Origin of the sequence: Natrinema sp. H-ect4 (assembly GCF_041894845.1) — an archaeon.
GTDB lineage: Archaea > Halobacteriota > Halobacteria > Halobacteriales > Natrialbaceae > Natrinema.
Genome location: NZ_JBHDYC010000001.1, coordinates 459,998 through 481,972, shown reverse-complemented (window position 1 = coordinate 481,972; position 21,975 = coordinate 459,998). Strand labels below are relative to the sequence as shown.

Below are 21,975 nucleotides of genomic sequence, written 5' to 3'. Positions count from 1 at the left end.
CTGTCAGTCCGGTGCGATACCGCTCGAGGTTCTTCCCCCTCGAAGTCGTGGGGCGGTTCGAATCCCCGTTCCCGATCGAAGGCCTGAAGCCGTCAAAACGACCGATAATGCGTCTCTGACGGAAAATATCGGTATCCGTGACCGACTCAGTAAGAGCGCGGAAGATCGAGGACGTGCTGTGCGATGTAGTTTTTGACCATTTCGTTCGAGATCGGTGCGAGCACGTTGATCATGACTTCGCGCCAGTATCGCTCCACGTCGTACTCCCTCGCGTACCCCATTCCGCCGTGAACGCGAACGGCGCGCTCGCAGGCCTCGATCGCGTCCTCGCTCGCGCGGAGTTTGACGGCGTTAGCCTCTGGACCCGAATTTTTGTCGTTGTCGTACAGCCACGCGGCCTTCCGAATCATCAGTTCCGCCTGCGTCAGTTTGGTCCACGAGTCCGCGAGCGGATGCTGAATTGCCTGATAGCTGCCGATGGAGTTGTCGAAGACTTCGCGCTCCCTGGCGTAGGATGCGGCTGTCTCGAGTGCGGCCTGTCCGGTTCCGACGGCGTTCGCAGCGATGCTGATCCGCTCGGAGTTCGCGAACGAGAGGAGGTATTTGAACCCGTTTCCTTCCTCGCCGATTCGATCCGCGGCCGGAACGCGGAAGTCTTCGAACCAGACCTCGTTCGAGTCCGCTGCGCCGCGGCCGGCCTTTGGGATCTCGCTCACGTCGACGCTGTCCATGTCCTTGTTGAACTCGGTGAAAAACAGCGTGAGGCCGCCGAATCGGTCGCTCGACTCGCGCGGTTGCGTCCGCGCGAGGAGCATGATGACGTCCGCCTCCTGCGCCTTCGAGGTCCAGATCTTCTGGCCGTTCACGACGTATTCGTCGCCGTCTCGCTCCGCGAACGTCTCGATCTGTGACGTATCGGTCCCCGCGTTCGGTTCCGTGACGCCCGTACAGACCATGACCGCTCCATCGGCGATATCCGGCAGGTACCGTTCCTTGTGATCGTCCGACCCGTACTCCACCAGCGGGGCGGCGCTGAAGACGTGGTGTGACGTGATCGACGTGCCGGCCATCGCAGCGCCGGAGCGGGCGATCTCCTGCTGGATGATGCTCGCCTCCTGAACGCCGTACCCTTGTCCGCCGTACTCCTCTGGAATCGTGACGCCGCACCAGCCGCCGTCGGCGAACTCCTCGTAGAACTCCCACCCGAACTCGTGTTGCATGTCTTTTTCGCGCCAGTACTCGTCGCCGAATTGGTTGCAGAGGTCCTGAATCTCGCTTCTGATGAGTCGTTGCTCATCGCTGAGCTCGAAGTCCATACTGTGTCAGTTTCGGGAAGAGGACTTATATGCACCGGTGGTCGGAACGCCGAACGCCCGTTTCGGGACCTCCGAACCGTACTGCTGGCAATGCTAACGACTAACTAGCGACCGGTCGTAGGGCCACTGATGTCTGAGAAGGTCCTGCTCGACGTTTCGGATCGAATAGCTACGCTGACCGTCAACAATCCGGACAAACGGAACGCGATGGATCAGGAAACACGGACCGCGCTCCGCGACCGGCTCGACGATATCGACGCGAACGACGATATCGGGGTCGTCGTCCTCCGGGGAAAAGGCGACTCGTACATCGCCGGCGGCGACATCGAGGCGTTCGCCGAGTTCGACCGAGTCGACGCGCTCGAGTACCTGACGAACTACGGACAGGGGCTGTACAACGACGTCGCTGATCTCACCAAGCCGACGATCGCCGCGATCGACGGCTACGCCTTCGGCGGCGGCCTCGAAGTCTCGCTCGCCTGTGATCTGCGCGTCGCGACGCCGGACGCGACGGTCGGGCTCCCGGAAGTCGGCCTCGGGATCCTCCCCGGCGGTGGCGGCACCCAGCGCCTCGCTCACGTCGCGGGTGCCGGCGTCGCGAAGGATCTCATCTTCACCGGCCGTGCGGTCGACGCCGAGGAGGCCGCGACTCTCGGGATCGTCAACCGCGTCTACGAACCGGACGAGTTCGACGACTCCGTCCGCGAGTTGGCGGAAACCATCGCCGCGAACGCGCCCCTGGCGCTCCGACTGGCGAAGGAGTCGATCAACCGCGGGTTGGACGACGAAGGGGGGCTCGATTTCGAGCGGATCGCGTGTGCGTTCCTGTTCGGGACGGCGGACCAGCAGGAGGGCGCAGAAGCGTTCCTCGAGAAGCGTGATCCGGCCTTCGAGGGGCGTTGATACCGGGGGCGCAGACCTTCCGGCGTTCCGCGCCAGTTACCCTCGAACCGCGATGGGGGATCCGAGACGATTCGCATTATCGATCGACCGTTGGGCGTGAGTACGGTGAAGGCGAGGTCGCGTTGCGAGTGGGTTCCGAACGGGGTGCTCCAGTGCCGATCGCGATCCCCGATTTGCAACCAGTTACTGACAGCGTGGAACCGAATCGACTGAAACCGACGATGGCGCCGCTTCAGCGTCGAAATCAGTCGTCTTTCGCCTCCCGATCCCAGTGAACGGGGTTCTCCGCCTTCTCTCGAGTTCGAAGCTTCTCCTTCTGGATTTTGCCCGTCGGCGTGTACGGAAACTCCTCGACGAACTCGATGTACCGCGGCAATTTAAACGGTGCGAGGTCATCTCGACACCGGTCGACGATCGCCGCTTCGGAGAGTTCGCGATCCGCCTCGACTCGAACGAGCGCCTTCACGACCTCGGTGTAGAACTCATCCGGGCTCGGGATGACGGCGACTTCGTCGACCGCGTCGAGGGACTTAATGACGCCCTCGACCTCGTATGAGGAGATGTTCTCGCCCCCTCGTCGGACGATGTCCTTCTTCCGGTCTAGGAAGTAGACGAACCCGTCCTCGTCGATCTTTCCGTAGTCGCCGGTGTAGAACCAGCCGTCGACGATCGCCTCGGCGGTCTTCTCCGGCTGGCGATGGTAACCGGCCATCACCGCCGGGCACCGCTGGACGATTTCGCCCCGTTCACCGCGCGGAACGTCGGTTCCGTCCTCGTCGACTATTCGAATTCCCTTTTCGGCCGGCGGCAATCCGATACTACCGATGCGGCGCTTGCCCTCGTCGACGGGGTTGAGCACCAACAGCGGATCCTCGGTGAGGGAGTAGCCTTCGACGACCCGCAGACCGAATCGCTCCTCGAACGATTCGATGAGTTCCGGCGGCGTCCCCGCCGAAAAGACTCGTTCGACGGGGTTGTCCGCGTCATCGCCGGATTCGGGGCGGTTGTCCAACATCTTCAACATACTTCCCATGGCATTGAACTCGGTGATGTCGTGCGCTCGGCACCACTCCCACCAGTGGGAGGAGGAGAACCGCTCGTAAATGACGACCGCCGCGCCCGCCGCGGCTGCTCCGAGCAGCGAGTACACCTGGGCGTTCGCGTGGAAGAGGGGAAGCGCCGTCAGTAGCGTGTCCGCGCCCGTCAGTCCCATCCGCTTCTGGAAATCGACGGCGCTCACCGTCCAGTTTTCGTGCTGGCACTCGACGGCCTTCGGCGGGCCGGTCGTCCCCGACGTGTACATGTGGAGGCCGATCGACTCGGCGGTACCGTCGTGGGTCGGACGCGCCGGCGACTGCTCGTCGGCCGCCGCCGGTAACGCGTCGTACCCCTCGACGGGGTCTACTGTCACGATTCGCTCGACGGTCGTCTCGTCCGTCGCTTCGACGGCGACCTCGAGCAGGTCGGCCGTCGTCACCAGAACCGACGGCCGCGAGAGTTCGACCGAGTGACGGAGTTCGGACGCCGTGTACTGGGGATTGGCAGGGGCCGTAACGCTATCGAGGTAGGCGTTCGCGAACAGCAAAAACACGAATTCGGGCCGGTTCGGAAGGAACACGCCGACCCGATCACCGGATTCCACACCGAACGCCGAGAGCGCGTTCGCGTATCGTTTCGATCTGTCGGCAACCGCCTCGAACGTCCAGTCGGCCGGTCCGTCGTCGTCGGGAACCGTCACGAACGGTTTTTCCGGCGTCTTTTCTACCCGCGACTCGAGGAGTTGCTCGATTCGCATCATCGTTCTATGTGATAGGGTAACGTCTACTAATACCGTTTCGTTAGTGCTTCGTCGTCCGTCCGACCGAGTAAAACATCGTTCGACCGAGCGAAGCGACCCGCAGGCCTGAAACGGACGAGACGACGCAAGCGACAGCCGGTCGGCGCGGGCGGTCGCCATCTAAGCACAAGTCCGGTCGTCGGCCGCGAACTACGACAGGACGCGCTGCCAGTGTTCCTCGCCGCGGTACGGCGCGTACAGCGAGATCCGATCGATGTGTGTGTACCGCTCTTCGATCTCGTCTCTGAGTTCGTCGTACGTCCCCTCGACGGAGAACGTCTCGACCATCTCGTCGGTGACGAGCGCGGGCATCTCGTCCCAGCGGTCCTCGACCGACAGCTCGTGGAGGTCGTCGCAGACGTCCTCCCAGCCGTGGACTGCGAAGATTCGCTTGTAGGTCCGCGTCGACCCGTAGAACGCGATTTGCCGTCGGATCTCCTCCCGCGCCTGCTCTCGCTCCGCGTCGGTCTCGCCGGTGATCGCGAACACGTTGGTCACCAGCGTCACGTCGTCCGGGTCTCGATCGGCTCGAGCCGCACCCGTTTCGATGTCCGGAACGACTTCCCGTTCGATATACTCTGGGGAGTTGAGCGGGTGCACGTGCAGTCCGTCACAGCACTCTCCCGCGAGCGTGACGTTGTAGGAATTGACGCCCGCGATGTAAATCGGGACGTGGGAGTGCTCGATCGGTTCCGGACGCCAGTCCGCCGGACAGAGCGTGATCGAGTAGAACTCACCCTCGTAGCTGGGATGGCGGTCTTCCTCCCACGACGCCCAGATCTCCCGAAGCACCTCCACGTACTCGCGGAGTCGCGGGCCGGGCGAATCCCACTCGACGTCGAACCGTCGTTCAATGTGACCCTTGACCTGCGTCCCGAGCCCCAGCACGAATCGGCCGTCCGCCAGGGACTGGACATCCCACGCCGTGTAGGCTGTCACCATCGGGCTGCGGGGGAACGCGACCGTGATGGCCGTTCCGAGATCCATTCGATCGCTCCCGTTCGCCAGCTGCGTCGTCAGCGTGAACGGCGAGTGTGTCGTCTCGGTGACCCACGCGCCGTCGAAACCCACATCCTCCGCCGCCCCAGAGAGGTCGTCCGCCTCCGTGATGGCCGGTGAGGCGAGATTTGCGTCAAACTTCACGCGTGTACCGTCATCGGAGATCGGAATAAACCTTCCGAGCAACTAGTCCGACCCATCGGTCTCCGCGCGTCGGAGCAATCGGGTTCCGACCACGGACTGGTCGCCGATCCGCTCGAGTCACTCGCGCGTTTGGATGAAATCAGAAGTATTCGATCGGCATCCGACGAGCAGCCCGGTCGTTCGACTCGTTCTGTGACGGAGTGATCGAACGACCGTTTTCGACGGTTGCACTCCGCTCAGCCAATGATTCCCGCTTCGTGTAGCGCCTCGATTTCGGCGTCGTCGTAGCCGAGTTCGCGGAGGGCATGAGACGTGTCGGCACCGAGCGGCCGCGGATCAGTGTGGACCGGCGCGTCGAACTCGCCGAAGTCGACCGGATAGCGGATCACCGGAATCGAGTCGTCGCCGGCAGCGGTGGTGAGTTCCTGCACCAACCCTTGTTGTTCGGTGTACTCGTCCTCGAGCGCCTCGAGGGTATTCCGGACGGGGCCCGACGGAACGCCGTGTTCCTGCAGGATGTCGAACCACTCCGCAGTCGTTTTCCGCCGCATGATGTCGTCCGTGATCTCGTACAGTTCGTCCATGTTCGCCGTTCGATCGGCTCCGGTCTCGAATCGCGGATCGGTGATAAGGTCCTCTCGGTCGATCGCGCGGCAGAACTTCGGCCAGAGTCCGTCGCTCGCAACGGCGACGACGACGTACGAGTCGGCCGTCTCGTACACCTTGTACGGCGCGACGGTCGAGTGTCTGTTTCCGACACGGGGGTACGGTTCGTTTTCCACGCCGCTCGCAGTCGCCCGAATCCCCAGCCAGGACATGATGCAGTTGAGCATCGAGACCTCGATGTACTCCCCGCCGGCGTCGTTGACGTCTCGATCGTACAGCGCACCGGTGATCGCCTGGACGGCGTACATCGACGCCGCGATATCGGCGATTGGGATGGACGTGTTCGTCGGCGGTCCGTCGGGCCAGCCGTTGATACTCATCGAACCGCTCATCGCCTGTGCCACCATGTCGTACGCGGGGTTGTCCTCGTAAATCGAATCCGATGCGAACCCCTTGATCGAACAGTAGACGATCTCCGGGTTCGCCGCCGACACGGCGTCGTAATCGAGGCCGAACCCCTCGGCGGTGCCGGCCTTGTAGTTCTCGACGAAGACGTCCGCCTCCTCGAGGAGTTCCATCACGAGGCGTTGCCCGCGATCCGAGCGGAGGTCAACCTCGATCGAGCGCTTGTTGCGATTGAGGGCGACGAACTGGGAGCTCACGCCGTCGACGAACGGCGCCAGATTTCGGGAGATGTCCCCGGACTCCGGCCGTTCGACCTTCACCACGTCTGCACCCATGTCGCCGAGGTGCATCGTCGCCACCGGTCCGGACACCATCTGAGACAGATCGACCACTTTGATCCCGTTCAGGAAGCTCATAGACGGTGGATTATCCCGGACCCAATTACGTGTTTGGGCGTCGGGTTCCGTTCGACGTCCGCGGGAATCCGATACGAACCCGTCCGCGACGGTCCGATGCGAACACATTTGACGACGAGTGTGTTTCTCAAGACCATGTAACCGTTCCTCGACGACGTTTGCGTTCTCGATCTCACGTGACTGCTTCCGGGCCCGTACGGCGGGAAAATTGCTGCAGAATTCGATGGTCCGTCGTCTCATGGCCGATTGGCTGATCGGTAGCCGATACGCTGGTTGGTTGTCGAACGCACCGAGACCGAGGGCTCGGTCTACGAGACGGCGGCCAGCGCGGTCCGAATGTCGTCCGCGCTCGAGCCCGGCGGGAAGTTCATCACGACCATATCGGCGCCGGCGTCGTGCCACTGCGAGCAGGCGCTCGACGCATCATCGGGCGTTCCGACGAGGCCGATGTCCTCGACCAGTTCGTCGGTGACCAACTGCGCCGCAGCGTCACGGTCACCGTCTTGCCACGTTCGGTGGACCTCCATCACAACGTCGTAGCCCGCGTCGGCGATCGCGTCACGGTAGGGCTCCGCGGAGCCGGCGTACGTGGCCACGTGTCGTCGCACGCGATCGTAGGCCGCGTCGATGTCCTCATCGATGGCCGTCGGAACGTATGCGTAGACGTCGATGGCGTCGGCCGACCGCTCGCGATCTCGAGCGGCGCCGTACACGTCTTCGGCCAGATCGCCGAGGACGGTCTTCGGAACGAGGTGGGGAAGCCAGATATCGCCCTTCGCACCGGTCAGCCGGCGGTTTGACGGACCGAGGGCCGCGACCGCGATCGGAATCTCGTCCTGAACCGGGGTCTCGAGCAGCCGGCCGCCGGACGGCGAGTAGAAGTCACCGTCGTAGTCGAGACGGTCGCCGGTCCACCCCGCTCGGATGATGTCGATGTACTCCGCCGTCCGTGACACCGGCCCTTCGAACGGCAGTCCGTGAACGCCTTCGATCAGCGGCGGAGTGCTCGTTCCGAGGCCGAGGACGACGCGACCGTCGGATATTCCGTCGAGTTCGGCCGCGCTGAGGGCGATGAGGCTGGGGGAACGCGAGAACACGTTGGCGATCCCCGCTCCGATCGTGACGGTCGACGTCTTCGAGGCGATCCACGTTAGGTCGATAAAGAGGTTCGAACTCGCGGACTCGCCGGTGAATACCGCGTCGATGCCGAGTTCGTCGGCGGACTCGGCGAGCGGCAGTCGTTCCTCGCGGTCGAGATACGTCGGTAGCATCAGGCCAACTGTCATGGGTTCCCTACCCAATGCGTCCATATCACACTTGTGTTATTTATACAACAGCACCAGCACAGTCACTCCGATGGCGTCGTGGCGCCCCGTGCTCTCTTCCGCTCAAAACGAGGAGCTAGGTGGGTGAAGACAGATCAAAGTAAGTGGTAACTGATAACATACAACAAAACGGTTAAGGGACGCTTCGCTGTACCTCGAGTGATGTCGTTCGAACTCATCGACTACGAAGTCACCGACCACACGGCCGAACTGACGATGCACCGAGATCCGGTCAACGCGATCAATCACGACCTCACCGAGGAGGTCAACGACGCGTATCGGCTCGCGGCCGACGACGATTCGGTCCGATCGATCATTCTGACGAGCGCCTTCGACCGCGCGTTCAGCGCCGGTATGGACCTCGAGATGATGGCGGGCGGCTCGGGTCTCGAACTGCGTCGGTTCCTCGAGACGCTGTACTTCGACATGCACGATCTCCAATACCGGATGGGAAAGCCGACGATCGCCGCGCTCACCGGACCGGCACGGGCGGCGGGGGTGACGCTGGCGGTCTCGTGCGACGTGATCGTCGGCAGCGAAACGGCGTCGATCGGCTATCCCGAGATCGACGTCGGGCTCATCCCGGCGATGCACTTCGTCCACCTGCCGCGACAGATCGGCCGGCACAAGGCGTTCGAGTTGCTGTTTACGGGCGATCCCATGGAGGCACAGGAGGCCGCCGACAGGGGGATCTTCAATCGCGTCGTCCCGCAGGACGAGGTCCTCGAGACCGCCCGCGAGCTGGCGGCGTCGTTCAACGAGAAATCGCCGCTCGTGATGGAACTCGCGCGAGACTCCTACATGCGCTCGCAGGATCTAGACTACCGACGGAACATCGAGAACGTCGTCGAGACGATCTGCAACATCGTCGAGACCGACGAGGCACAGGAAGGCCTCCGAGCCTACGTCGAGGGCAGGGAACCGGAGTGGTGAGACAGTGTCACCCGACGGTCGCTGCGCTGTCAATCGATCATACCGAACGCTCGAGCGCGCTCTAAAATGTCTTCGCCACGCTTGATGTGTGCGATATCGATCATCTCCCCCTCGAACCGGACAGCGCCGCGGGACTCCTCGAGTTCCGCCGTCTCCATCGCTTCCATCACCCGCTGCCAGAACGCCACGTCGTCCTCGTCGGGGGTGAAAATCTCGTTGATCGGCTCGACGTGGCTCGGATGGATGACCTGGTAGCCGGTGTAGCCGAGCGACCGAAGCCGCTCTGCTTCCGTTCTGAGCCCGTCCACGTCCTCGACGTTCGTCCACGCCCCGCCGAAGAACTGCTCGACGCCGGCCGCTTTGCCGTCGAGGAGAACTTTCGATAGCATGTGGAGTTTTTCGGTTCCTTCTTCGGTCCACTCCCAGCCGAGCGCCCGCTCGACGTCAGCACCGCGGCTGGTTCCGCCGACGATGGCGGCGACCCGGTCGCTCGCCTGACACAGTTCGTGAGCGTTGTAGAACCCGCGCGGCGTCTCCGGGAGCGCGATGATTTCGGTTGGACTGTCGATTCCGCGCCTCGCTTCGAGATACGAGAGGACGTGATCGGTGCGCGTTATATACTCCGTTCGCGGGAGTTTCGGGACGATGACGGCGTCCAGTCGGTCGTGAACGACCGCGTCGAGATCAGCTTCGAACAGCCCGGTATCGGGTGCGTTGAGACGGACGGTGATGGTCTTGTCAGTGTCCCACTGCTCGTACGCATCGGCGACGACCTCGCGTGCGTGTTCCTTCTCGCTGGGGGGGACGGAATCCTCGAGGTCGAAGATGAACGCGTCGGCGTCGTACTTTTCGGGCGCCTCGAGCACCCAGTCCTCGTTGTTTGCGGGGATGTACAGAATCGATCGAATCGGACGCATCGTCACTCGTCCTCCGGTTGGAGGAGCATGAGTGCGATCCGCGTGCACTCACAGACCAGTTCTCCGTCCTGTGTGTGGCCCCGATGCTCGAACGTGACGATGCCGCTGTCGTCTCGGGAATCGCTCAGTCGCTTCTCGAGCACCTCGGTCTCGGCGTAGAGCGTATCGCCGATGAAGACGGGATGTGGAAATGCAATCTCTTCGAATCCGAGGTTTGCGACGGTCGTTCCGAGCGTGAGATCGTGAACTTGCAGGCCGACGACCGTCGAGAGCGTGAACATGCTATTGACGAGACGCTGCCCGAATTCGGTCCCCGCCGCGTAGTGAGCGTCGAGGTGCAAGGGTTGCAGGTTGACGGATAGCAACGACCACAGCGTGTTGTCGAATTCGGTGACGGTTCGACCGGGCCGGTGTTCGTACACGTCACCGACGGCTAGCTCTTCGTAGTACTTCCCGCGTGTTTGTGTCGACATCTCACGGAGAGGACTCGCTCAACGGACAAAAGTATTTGGGGCTCGTTCACATGGAGGTGTGACCGCCCTTATTCCACGCGTACCGGTCGAACGCAGTCGAGGACGATTCCCGTCCCACCTCGTTCGATCTGTTCGGCGACGGAGACGGGTTCGACGGCGCGTATCCAGTCTTCGAGCGCTGGAAGCCCCTCGTGATACTCGAGGACCGGCGGGTGGAAGAGAAACGGGGTCTCGCCGGCTTCGGCCTTCGCTCGCAGTCGGCTCGTCGCCTCCGCGGGAGGATGCTCCTCGAGTAGCCTCGTGTCGAACGGCGTTACCGGTTCCACGAGTTCGACGTCCGTGAGATCCCGATCCGCTCGTCCGAGTACCCAGTCGAACCCGACGTCCTCGACGGCCCGAACTGCACCATCGCTGAGTCGCCGGAACGGGACGAAGAACCCGCTTGGCGAGATACCCGTCGCATCCTCGATGGCCGCCATTCCGGTGGTGATCGCATCGTGTGCCGTGTCGTACGACAGGTCGGCGTACGCGTGGTGTCGATGAGAGTGAAACGTGATCTCGTGGCCGTCGGCGTCGAGCGTTTCGATGATCTCGGCCTGTTCCTCCGCATCCCGGCCAAGGAACGCGAAGCTCCCCGTCGCACCGTTTTCCCGGAGCAGCGCCGAGACCCGCTTGAAGTCCGCCAGTTCGTATTCTGCGACGCAGAACCACGCTTTCCACCGGTGTCGTTCCGGCAGCTCACCGTCGGTGAACAGACTCAACCACGTTTCGAACTCTCGTAACACCGCGGGACTGGCATCTGTCATATCACGTACCTCGTCTCCTACTCACCGGTACACCGATTAAACCTTCCGCAGGGGGTCGACGGTATCGCGATCGTCCGCCGCTGGTATCGCAGTTCCCAGCTCCCGACGCTTCTCTCGGTCGTCACTTCTCTCGGTCGGCGGTTTCGGCTCGAGGCGACGCTCGAGCCGGGTTTCGACTACGCGTCCGCCGGAACGAAGACGGGAATCGAGACATCCTCGTCCTCGGTATCGACGAACCGGACCTCGACGCGCGCTCCGATGGCGACGTCCTCGGGGTCGGCGTCGATGTTCGTCATGATCCGGGGCCCCTCGTCGAGTTCCACGTAGGCGACGACGAGCGGCAGGTCGTCTTCGGGCCAGCCACTCATCGTTCGAGCGGTCGAGTACGAGTAGACCTCGCCGCGGCCCGAGGCTTCACGCCATTCCACCTTCTCGCTGAAGCAGTCGGGACAGAGCGATCGCGGGTAGTGGTACACGAGTCCGCAATCGGCACACTCCTGGACCAGCAGCTCGCCGCTTGAGGCGGCTTGCCAGTAGCGGTCGGTTTCGGGGTTCACTTCGGGAACGGGCCGGGGTTCCCAGGTCATCGGCCTTCCCCTCCGAGAACGACGGTCGCCGCACCGTGACGAGTCGCGATGCTGCCGCCCGTTCCGTGGGCGAGTGCGATGTCGGCATCGACTTGCACTTCGGGGTTCGCCTCGCCGCGGAGCTGGCGAACGGCCTCGATGACTTTGGTCATCCCGCCACGGTTCGCGGGGTGATTCGAGCAGAGGCCGCCACCGTCGGTGTTGAACGGAAGGTCTCCGTCCGGTGCCTGTAGCGTGCCGCCTTCGACGAACTCGCCGCCCTCGCCCTTCTCGCAGAACCCTAGATCCTCGATCGCCTCGAGAACGGTGATGGTGAAGGAGTCGTAGATCGACGCGTAGTCGATGTCCGCGGGACCGAGACCGGCTTCCGCGAAGGCGCGTTCGCCGGATGACTCGGCCCCGGTACGCGTGATATCGATGCGTCCGGCATCGTGGTGTGAGGGCGCTTCACCGTGGCCGAGTACTTCGACGGCCTCGCGATCGAGATCGTCGCGGACGTCTTCGGAAACGAGTACCAGCGCGCCGCCGCCGTCCGAGATGACACAGCAGTCGAGCAGATGGAGCGGATCGGCGACGACTCGAGACTCGACGACATCTTCGACGGTCACCGGGTCCTGAAACATCGCGTCGTCGTTGTACTGGGCGTGCTGGGACGCAGCGACGCGGACTTCCGCAAGCTGTTCGGCCGTCGTCCCGTGCTCGTGCATGTGGCGCTGTGCGGCCATGCCGTACATCGTGATGTTCGTCGCGCCGTAGATCCGCTCGAAGCTGTCCTGGACGGTCCGTATCTCTCGCGCTCCGGACCCCGTCGCCTGGCCGCGCGACCGCGGCCGGCCGGCAAGCGTGATGAGCGCAACGTCGCACTTTCCGTCACGGATCGCGCTGACCGCGTGGCCGACGTGCGCGATGTACGACGAACCACCGTAGTCGGTCGTGTCGACGTACGACGCGTCAACACCGAGGTAATCCGCGATAACGAGCGGGGAGAGTCCGGATTGATACTCGGGGACGCCAGCGGTGAAGAGCCCGTTGACGTCGTCTTTCGACAGGCCCGCGTCAGCGAGTGCTCCTTTGGCTACTTCCGCGTGTAACTGCATCGTCGATTTGTCCGGTGCCTCCCGCGTCGGATGTTCGAAGGCTCCAGCTATGTACGCTGGTTCGCGTTCTGTCATCACGTCTACTGAGAGGGTCGGTTATCCTAAAACTTTGTGTTGGGTTACTTCCGACTCACGGCGCCGTTTCGGGGGATATCGCGAACTCTCGAGAACCGATCTCGGAAGCGCGCCCGGACACGGACGACAGCGTCGAACGTTCAACCAACTCGTATGCACGCTGATAGTATTTCGAGTTTCGGTCGTCGATTCGAGCGAACGACCGAGGCCACTCACCGTGGACCGACTCGAGTGGGGCAGCCATTCCCTTCTCTCGGCATTCCGGAGTACGGAACGGAATTTCTCCCATGATTCCGTTCTCATTCCGTCCAAGAGCCACTCTTCGTCGCTTTCTCGGGATGTTCGTCACTCCAATCTCTGTTCCCTGATACAGAATGGCATGCATATCAATAGTATCCCTCCGTTGCTCGTTCTACCCATCTCCTTTCCAAGTATATGATTGTAAAGTACTGGTCGTCTCTCGTCGAGGTCGGCCGTCGATACGCACAGTACCCGTACTTGCCGGAGTAACGAGGCGAGGGGTCCGTCAGTCGCAACTCTCTATCACGATAGTAGTTCCGTAATACGGAACGCATATTGGAGCCCCATTCACACTGAACGCGTTTCGTAGACCGCGATCGGCGCTGCTACTGGTGGGAATACGTTCTAACGATTCACCGGGTTCGGATGGCCGATGTGTATCTCGTCGGGATCCGCTGTTCCGGCCGCGATGACTCGCAACAGTACTATTATGTGAGAAGGCAATAAAATACGAATCGTGTCTGAAAAATCACTTGCCGAGAAGTTCGACTTTACAGATGACAGTGTCGCCGTGACCGGCGGTGCGAGCGGTATCGGTCGGGCAGTCTGTGAAACCTTCGCCGCACACGACGCGAACGTCACTATCGCCGACGTCGACATCGATGCCGCCGAAACGGTCGCGGCGACCATCGAAGAGGAGTACGATACTCGAGCGCTGGCGATCGAGACGGACGTCTCGTCGTACGACGACGCCACCGAGATGATCGAGACGACCGTCGACGAGTTCGGCTCGATCGACGTCCTCGTTAACAACGCTGGCTTGAGTACGGGCACGTCTTCGTTCCTCGAGTCGACGCCCGAAGACTGGGATCGAGCGGTCGGCGTGACCTATTTCGGGACGATGAACTGTACGCACGCCGCCCTTTCGCACATGGTCGACCAGGAAAGCGGTTGCATCATCAACTACGCCAGCGATTCGTACAAGGGGAACGATCCGTCCCTCGCCGTCTACGGCGGCGCGAAGGCCGGGAACGTCGCGTTCACGAAGAACGTCGCCAAGGAAGTCGGTGAACACGGTATCCGGATGAACGTCGTGTCTCCCGGAACAACCGAGACGCCCGCGACCGAGGAGTGGCTCGCAGAGTATCGGGAAAAGGTCCTCGAGTCGTATGCGCTGAACCGACTCGGGAAGCCACAGGACATCGCTAACACGGTCGCCTTCCTCGCGAGCGACGCCGCCGAGTGGATCACCGCAGAGGTCGTGAGCGTCAACGGCGGCTATATCCGAGGCTAGCTCGGCCGGGAGCTGCGTGCCGTCACGATCCGGCCAGCTGACGAGACAGCGACCGACGACGGTGATGTCGGCGGTCGACGGCGTTTTTTCGTCGCGACGAACGCCGATCCATTCCGAAACGTTATGTGCGTGTGTGCGAATGCCAGTCACTGTGATCGTACGAAACCGATTGCTGCAGAGGCATTCCCGGACACCCTTCCGAAAACAAACGACATTGAATACCACACCCAAGCGATGACATATGAAAGCATCCACGGATCCGTTTCCGAACTGTACGATCGTGACCGCTGCTGGGACGAACTCGTCACGGTCGGTGATCGAGAGTCGGTGAACATCGCTGAAGAGGCCCTCGGCCGTCACGGTGACTCGCATGAAACCGGCCTCCGACTGCGGGATTTCGAAACCGGCGCCAACGAGACGTACTCGTTTGCGGAGCTCGACACTGCCGCTAACAGGGTCGCGACCTATCTCGAAGCGACCGTCGGCTCGCGTGACCGGGTTGCTGCGATGCTTCCCGCGCAGATAGAACTCTACGCCGCCGCGTACGGCACTATTAAATCCGGGCGAGTGTACGTGCCATTGGCACCGCTGTTCGGTGACGAGGCGTTGCAGTATCGACTCGCCGACTCCGGCGCGTCGGTATTGGTGACGTCGTCCGAACACGTGTCGAAACTCGACGGTGAGGCGCTCCCCGAACTCGAGACCGTGATCGTCGTCGACGGAACTGACGGTCTCGATCCCGACGACCGACCGGCGGACGTCGCTCTCGAATCGTACGACGTGATCGAACGGGCAGACGGTGATTTTCAGTCGGTCGAGAGCCATCCGAGCGACGTCTACGCAATCAAGTACACGAGCGGAACGACGGGGCAACCGAAGGGGTGTCCGTCGACGCACGAAGGAACGATTCACCTTCACGCGTACCTCGAGTACGTCGTAGACCTGCAGCCGGAGGACAACTACTTCGTTGCCGCGTCGCCGGCGTGGTCGTACGGCTTCACTGCCGGCACGCTCGCAGCGGGATTGCGCGGTACCGCTGCTGGCTGTTACCGCGGGCCGTTCGATCCCGAGCAGTTGCTGGCGACCTTCGAGGACTTCGAGATCACGAACGCGATGTTACCGCCGACGGGACTTCGCAAGCTCCGGTCGTCGTCCGCTTCGCCCGACGAGTACGAGGTCGACCTTCGAGTACTCGTCTCCGCCGGCGAGTCGTTGGACGAGGCGACCGTCAATTGGTGTGAGGACGCACTGGGGGCTCGGCCCCTCGACGCCTACGGGCAGACCGAATCGGGAATGGTCGTCGCCAATTTCGCCTTTCCCGATTGGGAGGTCAAGGCCGGTAGTATGGGAAAGCCGGTTCCCGGCCACGAGGTCGCGCTGCTCGACGAGGACGGAGAGGACGTTGGAGTGGGTGAAACCGGCGAAATCGCCGTCAAACGTGACCGAGACGCCCGAACGGGCGGGTACTGGGGACGCCCGGAATCGTCGATCACGTCTTACAGCGGCCTGTGGTGGCGGACGGGTGACCTCGCAAAACGCGACGAGGACGGCTACTTCTGGTACGTATCACGGGCAGATCAGGTCATTATCTCCTCGGGCTACCGAATCGGCCCCGAGGAAGTCGAAGAAACGCTCCTGAAACACGACGCTATTGAGGAAGTCGCAGTCGTCGGCGTACCGGACGAAACGCGCGGGCGAGTCGTTAAAGCAATCGTCGCTCCCGCCTCGGGTGCATCTCCCTCCGAATCGCTCGCATCACAACTGCAGTCGTTCGCTCGGTCTCGGCTTTCAAAGCACGAGTATCCTCGCGAAATCGAATTCGTCGACGAACTTCCGAAAACGTCGAGCGGGAAGATCAAGCGGTCGGAACTCGACGCCTAGACTGCCGACTACAGCTATCCCACCGTCCAGCCGTTCGAAATCACTCGCCGGCTCGTTTCTCCGTAGAACCGCTCTCTCGCACGGCGCAGTCATCACATGCTAACAGCGACCAAAACAATTATTATCACACAATTGTATGGGGTAGACAGGAATGGCCGACAGCAATACGAACCGGAGAAACTTCGTTAAAGCAGCTGGTGTCGCAGGAATTGCTGGCCTCGCCGGCTGTTCGGGCGGCTCTAATTCGGACGATGGAAACCTGATTTGGACGACGACGTCCGAAGGCAGCGGTGGATATCAGGGTGCAACGGGAATGGCTGCCGTTGTAAACGAGAACAGCGACGACGTTTACATGGAGGCCCGGACGAGCGATGGAACGGACGCGAATATCGGACGGCTACAGCGCGAGGAAGCGCAGGTCGCGTACAACCAGAACTACACCGTACAACGCGTTCATCAGGGAATCGAACCGTTCGATCAGCTCTCGTTCAATATCAATCAACTCCTGCACTTCCTCGATACCGACTGGGTTTTCGTGACCGCGAACGAAGATCTGACGTCACTCGCCGATATCCAGTCAGACACGCGCGTCTCGCCGACCCAAGAAGGTGCCGGAACTGCACCCTATCTGGAGTTGGGTCTCGACTATGCGGTCGACGACTACGACCGAGTCAGCGTCTCCTACACCCAACAGTCCGGCCCGATGCAAGAAGGACGGCTCGACGTCGGTGCCCTTCCGATCATTAACGGTAACATCGAGGCGTCGTACGTCGAAGAACAGAAGAGTAGCGTCGATCTCCGCGTGCTGGAGTGGCCGGACGACGCTGTGAGCGAACTCGAAGACGACTCATTGCTTGAGGTCTCCCAACTGGATATGACCGGCTTCGAGGGCTACGCACACACCCCAGACGAGGTGACCACGCTCCGACTCTCGTATAACTGGGTCGTCCGTAATGACATCGATTACGACACGCTTACGGAAGCACTGACAATCCTCTACGAGAACCGCGAGGGACTGGCGGAGTACCACGACCTTCTGGCGTTCATGCAGGAGCCGGAGTACTGGGTCGAGAGCTCGTACCAAGATGTCCCGTTCCATCCCGCTGCCGCCGATCTATACGAGGAGTGGGGCATCTGGAGTGATGACTTCGTACGCGGAGAGGAGTAAGGAGAGCAACGACTGCCGTCCTTCCGATAACAATGATGAATGCTGCCCCTGATACGAAGACGGACCGGTTTCTAAACTCCGCTATCTACGGTATCGGCGTACTGCTCACGCTATTTACGATCTACTACGCGTACGAATACCCGATGTCGAGACTCAGATACTCGAATATATTTCTCGGGGCGGGACTGACCCTGTTTTACCTCCTACAGATCAGGTCGACCGTCTCGAACGAAACGGGCTCTTCGACGCGATCGACTGACGACGGAGAGACGCAGTCGTGGGTCACCGTTCCGTCGTCCGTCCGTTCGCTCGTCCAACGACTGAACCCGTTCGTCTATGGGTTGTTAGCCCTCGCATCCGTATTCGCAGCGGGATACGTCGAATTTCACTTCACTCGACTGCAGGAGGAGGCATCGATCCTCGGCTGGACGCAACTGGATCTGATCGTCGGCGGGTTGATAATCTATCTCGTGATCGACGCGACGTGGCGGGCGTACGGAAAATCGATCGGGTTGGTCGTGGTGAGTTCGGTGTTCTACGCATTTGCGGGCCCCTGGTTTCCGGGGATATTTAGACACACGGGGATGAGCTGGGAACAGATCAGCCGCGAGGGTGCGATTGGTCTCAGCGGCGCGTATGGCTTTATCTTCGGCGTTGGGACGACCTGGGTCGCGATTTTCATCATGTTCGCCGGTATGGCGAAAGCCTACGGCCTGATGGACTTCATCACGCAGATCAGCCGTGAAGTACGGAAAGTGTTCCACAGTGGTGTCGTTCACGTCGCCGTGCTCGGAAGTATGGCTATGGGCTCGATCACCGGGAGTGCGGCCGCGAATACGGCAACGACCGGAAGCTTCACGATTCCGATGATGAAAGACCAGGGCGTCCGGCCGGACTATGCGGCCGCGATCGAGAGCGTTGCATCTAGCGGCGGCCAGATGATGCCGCCGGTGATGGGCGTCGCGGCCTTCCTGATGGCCGATATTCTCGGGGTTTCCTACCTCACTGTCATCCGAGCGGGGTTGATTCCGGCGCTTCTCTTTTACTTCAGCGTCCTCGTCGCAGTACACCTCGTTATACTCCGGTTCGGATGGACGGTGCCCGAACGGGGAACGTTCGACAGAAGTGTGATCGCCGAGGGGATCCACTTTAGCGTCCCGCTCTTCGTCCTCATATACACGCTCGTCGTACTGGAACTCACCCCGCTGGGAGCGGGTCTGTATACGATTATCTCGCTGGTCGTCACGATGTATCTCCGGAACTTCGTCGTCGACGGTCTCGAGTCGGGAACGGCCGTCGCCACGACGAAACAGACGATAGATGGCTTCAGACAGGGGGCAGTAGATATGGCCCCGCTCGTCGGGATGCTCGCATCGCTCGGCGTCGTCCTCGGCCTGGTCAATCAGACGGGGCTCAGTCAGAAGATCAGCACGCAGATGCTCGATCTCGCCGCTGGGATTTTCATCTTGCTCCTCGTTCTCTCGATGGTAACGAGCGTTCTATTCGGACTCGGGATGCCAACGCCCGCAGCGTATATTCTCGTCGTCATCCTCGTGGCACCATCGATGGTCAGCTTCGGCGTCGACCAGCTTACGGCCCATATGTTCGTCTTCTACTTCGCGATGCTTTCTGCGATCACGCCGCCCGTTGCCGTCGCCGTGGCGATCGGGTCGCAGATATCGGGCGCTAGCTTTACGGCAGCGTGTAAACAGGCGCTCCGTATCGGTGCACCCGGGTTCGTCATTCCCTACTCGTTCATCGCGAACCAGTCGCTTATTTCCTGGTCGTTCCCGGAGACGATCGTTGCCGTTGTCTTCGTCTTTACTGGCGTCGTCGCACTCTCGGTCGCCACGATCGGCTACGACGGGGGCGAACGGATCGGCCTGCCGCGACGAGCGATCTATCTCGTCCTCTCTGCCCTCGCAATCGCGGGTCCGCTCGTGGTTCAGATCGCAGCAACAGCGGGTATCCTCTCCCTGTTAGCGGTGGCAAACAGCGCCGTCTCCAGTTCGGTCCAGAGAGTGTTGGCAGAGTAACATCCCGACTATGGATCGTTCGCTGTGTTCACAATCATCATCTATTTTGAGTGATTCAGGGATGCAACGCGATTCCATACGACTACCGCCAGTAAGAGGCCCTGCACCCAACTCGACAGTGTCCCTCTATAGTAGCCACTGACCGTCACTGCACACCTATAGTAGCCACTGACAGTCATTGCACACCTGATCGAACGACAGCTGTCCGATCAGTGTGTAACTCGTTTCAGTGGCTACTATAGTCCGACGAGAATTCAGTCAGACCCTTTTTCCACTCGAGTTCGCTTCGTCTTCGCGCGGTATCGCTGCGCGAACGGTCTGCGGGACCGGAGGTCCCGCGCTACTTACCCTCGTACAAAAAATCTGGACCAAAAAACCCGCGAGCGTCATTGACGCTCGCGGTACAATTGCTCAGCCTTCGAACTCGTCGATGAGTTCGGGAACGACGTCGAAGAGGTCGTCGACGATCGCGTAGTCGGCGATGTCCATGATCGGCGCGTTGGGGTCCGTGTTGATCGCGACGATCGTATCGGAGCCCTTCATGCCGGCGACGTGCTGGACTGCGCCGGAGATACCGATGGCGATGTAGACGTCGGGCGTGACGACCTTTCCGGACTGGCCGACCTGTCGGTTCTTGGGCAGCCAGCCGTTGTCGACGATCGGACGCGAGGAGGACAGCGTCGCACCGAGTGCGTCCGCCAGATCGCGGATCAGGTCGAGGTTCTCCTCTTCTTCGATCCCGCGGCCGATCGAGACGAGGAGTTCGGCCTCGCTGATGTCGACGTCGCCGCCGCCGACCTCTTCGAAGCCGCTGACCGTCGAGCCGATGGCGTCCTCGTCGATGTCGGCGTCGAAGGCCTCGATCGAGGCGTCGCCAGTGCCTTCGGCCTGGGGCCATTCGGCACTTCGGATCGTGACGACCGCCTCGCCCTCGAGTTCGTTGGTCGTCTCGACCTTCCCGCCGTACATCTCGCGGGTCGCGACGAGCGTCTCGCCGTCCGTCTCGAGGTTGATCGTGTCGGTGACGACGGGGAGATCGAGCTGGTTCGCGACGGCAGGGGCGTAGTCGAGTCCGTTGACGCTGTTGGGCGTCAGGACGTACTGCGGGGCGAGGTCGTCGTAGAGCTGCGTGATCGCCTGCGTGTAGACGTCGTGGTTGAACTCCTCGCCGTGGGAAACGGTGTGGATGGCGTCGACGCCGTCGCGATTGCACTTGTCGGCGAAGTCGTCGACGGTGCCGCTGATGACCACGAGGTGGAGGTCGCCACCGGTTTCGTTGGCGAGTTCGCGCCCGGCGGTGATGATCTCGTAGCTGACGTCGCGCAGGTCGCCGCGGCGGTGGTCCGTGACCGCGAGGACATCCGTCATTGTGCCACCCCCTTGTCACGGAGCAGTTCACCCAGCTCAGACGCCGTTTCGTCGGCGCTGCCCTCCCAGAACGTCGCGTCGCTCTCGCTTTCGGGCTCGTACATGGCCGTCAAGTCGAGTTCGGATTCGACGGTCGCCTCGTCGACGCCGATGTCGGCCAGGGCCTTGACGTCGAGTTCTTTCCGCTGTGCCTGCCGAATACCGCGAAGACTGGCGTAGCGTGGCTCGTTGATCCCCGTCTGGATCGTCAACATGGCCGGGAGCTCGAGTTCGGTGAGCTCCTCGACGCCGCCCTCGAGTTCGCGTCGCACGGAGGCGACGCCGTCGTTGAGGTCGTGTTCGAGGTGGTTGACGACCGCACCCCACTGGAAGCCGAGGTTCTCGGCGACGGAAACGCCGGTCGCGGCGAAGCTGTCGTCGCCGGCCTGGACGCCCGAGAGGACGAGGTCGGGATCTTCCGCTTCGATGACGGCGCTGAGGATCTCCGTCTTGGCGTTGACGTCGAGCAGGTCGACGCCCTCGAGGGAGTCGTCCCAGACGCGGACAGCGCGGTCGGCACCCTTTGCGAGCGCCTGGCGGATGGTCTGTTCGCACTCTTCTGGACCGATGGTGACGGTGACGACTTCGTCGGCGATACCGTCTTCCTGAAGCTGAACGGCCTCTTCGATCGCGTAGTCGTCCCACTCATTGAGATCGGCACCGAGGTATTGGTCGGCGATTTCCGTTCCCTCGATTTCGAACTCGTCTTCGACGGTCGCTACCTCTTTGACCGTAACGAGAATTTTCATCGTGAGATTCATCGGAGTTCGATCGTAAAAAGATTCTTATCTCGACGGCCCGCCCGTCGGAATCGCCGGCAAGCAGTGTGGTTTAAATCCGGACGAACAGTGGGAAGTGAGAGTAACAGTGAAGTGATTCGGCGATGCTACCAAATAGCATGAGTGAGGATATCACCGTGCGCCGAATCGACGACGTTCCGTCGGATTCTCGGGTGTGTCATTACGACGAACTCGGCGAGCGAGCGAAAGAGGCGTTCCCGTCCCTTCTTGAACCCGGTAGCAGCACCGTGGAGATCCGTATCGCAGACGGACTTCGCAATTACGACTGCGTGAAATACACGAGTTACTACGAGATTGTGAGCGAATAACC

19 protein-coding genes are annotated in these 21,975 nt (G+C 61.6%); 7 read left to right on the top strand and 12 right to left on the bottom strand.

Features of this window, described 5'->3' with window-relative positions:
* Nucleotides 1-146: 146 nt before the first annotated feature.
* Nucleotides 147-1,316, bottom strand: coding sequence for an acyl-CoA dehydrogenase family protein (locus ACEWFR_RS02230; protein WP_374059505.1), 1,170 nt, complete (start codon nucleotides 1,314-1,316; stop codon nucleotides 147-149).
* Between the two features lie 129 nt (nucleotides 1,317-1,445).
* On the opposite strand from ACEWFR_RS02230, the gene ACEWFR_RS02225 reads away from it, so the two are divergent.
* Complete coding sequence (locus tag ACEWFR_RS02225; RefSeq protein ID WP_374059504.1) at nucleotides 1,446-2,219, top strand: enoyl-CoA hydratase/isomerase family protein; 774 nt, start codon at nucleotides 1,446-1,448, stop codon at nucleotides 2,217-2,219.
* Between the two features lie 244 nt (nucleotides 2,220-2,463).
* Here ACEWFR_RS02225 and ACEWFR_RS02220 read toward each other — a convergent pair whose 3' ends face one another.
* From ACEWFR_RS02220 to ACEWFR_RS02205, 4 genes are all read right to left on the bottom strand, one after another.
* Nucleotides 2,464-4,017, bottom strand: a complete 1,554-nt coding sequence (locus tag ACEWFR_RS02220; protein ID WP_374059503.1) for a class I adenylate-forming enzyme family protein — start codon at nucleotides 4,015-4,017, stop codon at nucleotides 2,464-2,466.
* A gap of 189 nt (nucleotides 4,018-4,206) precedes the next feature.
* Nucleotides 4,207-5,199: a TIGR03617 family F420-dependent LLM class oxidoreductase gene (locus tag ACEWFR_RS02215; protein ID WP_374059502.1), complete on the bottom strand. Its 993-nt coding sequence runs from the start codon at nucleotides 5,197-5,199 to the stop codon at nucleotides 4,207-4,209.
* A gap of 236 nt (nucleotides 5,200-5,435) precedes the next feature.
* A complete protein-coding gene (locus ACEWFR_RS02210; protein ID WP_374059501.1) occupies nucleotides 5,436-6,626 on the bottom strand; it encodes a CaiB/BaiF CoA transferase family protein in 1,191 nt (396 codons plus the stop codon).
* 308 nt (nucleotides 6,627-6,934) lie between these two features.
* Complete coding sequence (locus tag ACEWFR_RS02205; RefSeq protein ID WP_374059500.1) at nucleotides 6,935-7,912, bottom strand: LLM class flavin-dependent oxidoreductase; 978 nt, start codon at nucleotides 7,910-7,912, stop codon at nucleotides 6,935-6,937.
* A gap of 201 nt (nucleotides 7,913-8,113) precedes the next feature.
* Between ACEWFR_RS02205 and ACEWFR_RS02200 the strand changes: the two genes are divergently transcribed.
* Nucleotides 8,114-8,884, top strand: a complete 771-nt coding sequence (locus ACEWFR_RS02200; RefSeq protein ID WP_374059499.1) for an enoyl-CoA hydratase/isomerase family protein — start codon at nucleotides 8,114-8,116, stop codon at nucleotides 8,882-8,884.
* Between the two features lie 29 nt (nucleotides 8,885-8,913).
* Here the strand turns inward: ACEWFR_RS02200 and ACEWFR_RS02195 are convergent, their stop codons facing one another.
* From ACEWFR_RS02195 to ACEWFR_RS02175, 5 genes are all read right to left on the bottom strand, one after another.
* Nucleotides 8,914-9,801, bottom strand: coding sequence for a CoA ester lyase (locus tag ACEWFR_RS02195; RefSeq protein WP_374059498.1), 888 nt, complete (start codon nucleotides 9,799-9,801; stop codon nucleotides 8,914-8,916).
* A gap of 2 nt (nucleotides 9,802-9,803) precedes the next feature.
* A complete protein-coding gene (locus ACEWFR_RS02190; protein ID WP_374059497.1) occupies nucleotides 9,804-10,274 on the bottom strand; it encodes a MaoC family dehydratase in 471 nt (156 codons plus the stop codon).
* Nucleotides 10,275-10,342: 68 nt separating this feature from the next.
* The gene (locus ACEWFR_RS02185) at nucleotides 10,343-11,080 is read right to left on the bottom strand and encodes a polysaccharide deacetylase family protein (protein WP_374059496.1); all 738 of its coding nucleotides are present in this window, start codon (nucleotides 11,078-11,080) and stop codon (nucleotides 10,343-10,345) included.
* A gap of 176 nt (nucleotides 11,081-11,256) precedes the next feature.
* A complete protein-coding gene (locus ACEWFR_RS02180) occupies nucleotides 11,257-11,667 on the bottom strand; it encodes a Zn-ribbon domain-containing OB-fold protein (RefSeq protein WP_374059495.1) in 411 nt (136 codons plus the stop codon).
* Nucleotides 11,664-12,839, bottom strand: coding sequence for a thiolase domain-containing protein (locus ACEWFR_RS02175; RefSeq protein ID WP_374059494.1), 1,176 nt, complete (start codon nucleotides 12,837-12,839; stop codon nucleotides 11,664-11,666). Before ACEWFR_RS02175 ends, ACEWFR_RS02180 begins: the two co-directional genes overlap by 4 nt.
* Before the next feature lie 757 nt (nucleotides 12,840-13,596).
* On the opposite strand from ACEWFR_RS02175, the gene ACEWFR_RS02170 reads away from it, so the two are divergent.
* The 4 genes from ACEWFR_RS02170 (at nucleotide 13,597) to ACEWFR_RS02155 (ending at nucleotide 19,458) form a co-directional block, all read left to right on the top strand.
* Nucleotides 13,597-14,373 carry an SDR family NAD(P)-dependent oxidoreductase gene (locus ACEWFR_RS02170; RefSeq protein ID WP_374059493.1) on the top strand — a complete coding sequence of 259 codons (777 nt, stop codon included), beginning with the start codon at nucleotides 13,597-13,599 and terminating at the stop codon, nucleotides 14,371-14,373.
* Between the two features lie 234 nt (nucleotides 14,374-14,607).
* A complete protein-coding gene (locus ACEWFR_RS02165) occupies nucleotides 14,608-16,254 on the top strand; it encodes an acyl-CoA synthetase (protein WP_374059492.1) in 1,647 nt (548 codons plus the stop codon).
* Between the two features lie 151 nt (nucleotides 16,255-16,405).
* A complete protein-coding gene (locus ACEWFR_RS02160) occupies nucleotides 16,406-17,422 on the top strand; it encodes a TAXI family TRAP transporter solute-binding subunit (protein WP_374059491.1) in 1,017 nt (338 codons plus the stop codon).
* Between the two features lie 32 nt (nucleotides 17,423-17,454).
* Complete coding sequence (locus ACEWFR_RS02155; protein WP_374059490.1) at nucleotides 17,455-19,458, top strand: TRAP transporter permease; 2,004 nt, start codon at nucleotides 17,455-17,457, stop codon at nucleotides 19,456-19,458.
* Nucleotides 19,459-19,869: 411 nt separating this feature from the next.
* Here the strand turns inward: ACEWFR_RS02155 and ACEWFR_RS02150 are convergent, their stop codons facing one another.
* Together ACEWFR_RS02150 and ACEWFR_RS02145 are read right to left on the bottom strand one after the other, a co-directional pair.
* A complete protein-coding gene (locus tag ACEWFR_RS02150) occupies nucleotides 19,870-20,826 on the bottom strand; it encodes an electron transfer flavoprotein subunit alpha/FixB family protein (RefSeq protein WP_374059489.1) in 957 nt (318 codons plus the stop codon).
* Nucleotides 20,823-21,614, bottom strand: coding sequence for an electron transfer flavoprotein subunit beta/FixA family protein (locus ACEWFR_RS02145; RefSeq protein ID WP_374059488.1), 792 nt, complete (start codon nucleotides 21,612-21,614; stop codon nucleotides 20,823-20,825). The genes ACEWFR_RS02150 and ACEWFR_RS02145 overlap by 4 nt, the downstream gene beginning before the upstream one ends.
* Before the next feature lie 149 nt (nucleotides 21,615-21,763).
* On the opposite strand from ACEWFR_RS02145, the gene ACEWFR_RS02140 reads away from it, so the two are divergent.
* Nucleotides 21,764-21,973 carry a hypothetical protein gene (locus ACEWFR_RS02140; RefSeq protein WP_374059487.1) on the top strand — a complete coding sequence of 70 codons (210 nt, stop codon included), beginning with the start codon at nucleotides 21,764-21,766 and terminating at the stop codon, nucleotides 21,971-21,973.
* Nucleotides 21,974-21,975 lie beyond the last annotated feature (2 nt).

Excerpts from the sequence above, each read along its gene's own strand:
- ACEWFR_RS02230 (WP_374059505.1), bottom strand. The coding sequence starts at position 1,316 with ATGGACTTCGAGCTCAGCGATGAGCAACGACTCATCAGAAGCGAGATT.
- ACEWFR_RS02225 (WP_374059504.1), top strand. The coding sequence starts at position 1,446 with ATGTCTGAGAAGGTCCTGCTCGACGTTTCGGATCGAATAGCTACGCTG.
- ACEWFR_RS02220 (WP_374059503.1), bottom strand. The coding sequence starts at position 4,017 with ATGATGCGAATCGAGCAACTCCTCGAGTCGCGGGTAGAAAAGACGCCG.
- ACEWFR_RS02210 (WP_374059501.1), bottom strand. The coding sequence starts at position 6,626 with ATGAGCTTCCTGAACGGGATCAAAGTGGTCGATCTGTCTCAGATGGTG.
- ACEWFR_RS02205 (WP_374059500.1), bottom strand. The coding sequence starts at position 7,912 with ATGACAGTTGGCCTGATGCTACCGACGTATCTCGACCGCGAGGAACGA.
- ACEWFR_RS02200 (WP_374059499.1), top strand. The coding sequence starts at position 8,114 with ATGTCGTTCGAACTCATCGACTACGAAGTCACCGACCACACGGCCGAA.
- ACEWFR_RS02195 (WP_374059498.1), bottom strand. The coding sequence starts at position 9,801 with ATGCGTCCGATTCGATCGATTCTGTACATCCCCGCAAACAACGAGGAC.
- ACEWFR_RS02190 (WP_374059497.1), bottom strand. The coding sequence starts at position 10,274 with ATGTCGACACAAACACGCGGGAAGTACTACGAAGAGCTAGCCGTCGGT.
- ACEWFR_RS02185 (WP_374059496.1), bottom strand. The coding sequence starts at position 11,080 with ATGACAGATGCCAGTCCCGCGGTGTTACGAGAGTTCGAAACGTGGTTG.
- ACEWFR_RS02180 (WP_374059495.1), bottom strand. The coding sequence starts at position 11,667 with ATGACCTGGGAACCCCGGCCCGTTCCCGAAGTGAACCCCGAAACCGAC.
- ACEWFR_RS02175 (WP_374059494.1), bottom strand. The coding sequence starts at position 12,839 with ATGACAGAACGCGAACCAGCGTACATAGCTGGAGCCTTCGAACATCCG.
- ACEWFR_RS02165 (WP_374059492.1), top strand. The coding sequence starts at position 14,608 with ATGACATATGAAAGCATCCACGGATCCGTTTCCGAACTGTACGATCGT.
- ACEWFR_RS02160 (WP_374059491.1), top strand. The coding sequence starts at position 16,406 with ATGGCCGACAGCAATACGAACCGGAGAAACTTCGTTAAAGCAGCTGGT.
- ACEWFR_RS02155 (WP_374059490.1), top strand. The coding sequence starts at position 17,455 with ATGATGAATGCTGCCCCTGATACGAAGACGGACCGGTTTCTAAACTCC.
- ACEWFR_RS02150 (WP_374059489.1), bottom strand. The coding sequence starts at position 20,826 with ATGACGGATGTCCTCGCGGTCACGGACCACCGCCGCGGCGACCTGCGC.
- ACEWFR_RS02145 (WP_374059488.1), bottom strand. The coding sequence starts at position 21,614 with ATGAAAATTCTCGTTACGGTCAAAGAGGTAGCGACCGTCGAAGACGAG.
- ACEWFR_RS02140 (WP_374059487.1), top strand. The coding sequence starts at position 21,764 with ATGAGTGAGGATATCACCGTGCGCCGAATCGACGACGTTCCGTCGGAT.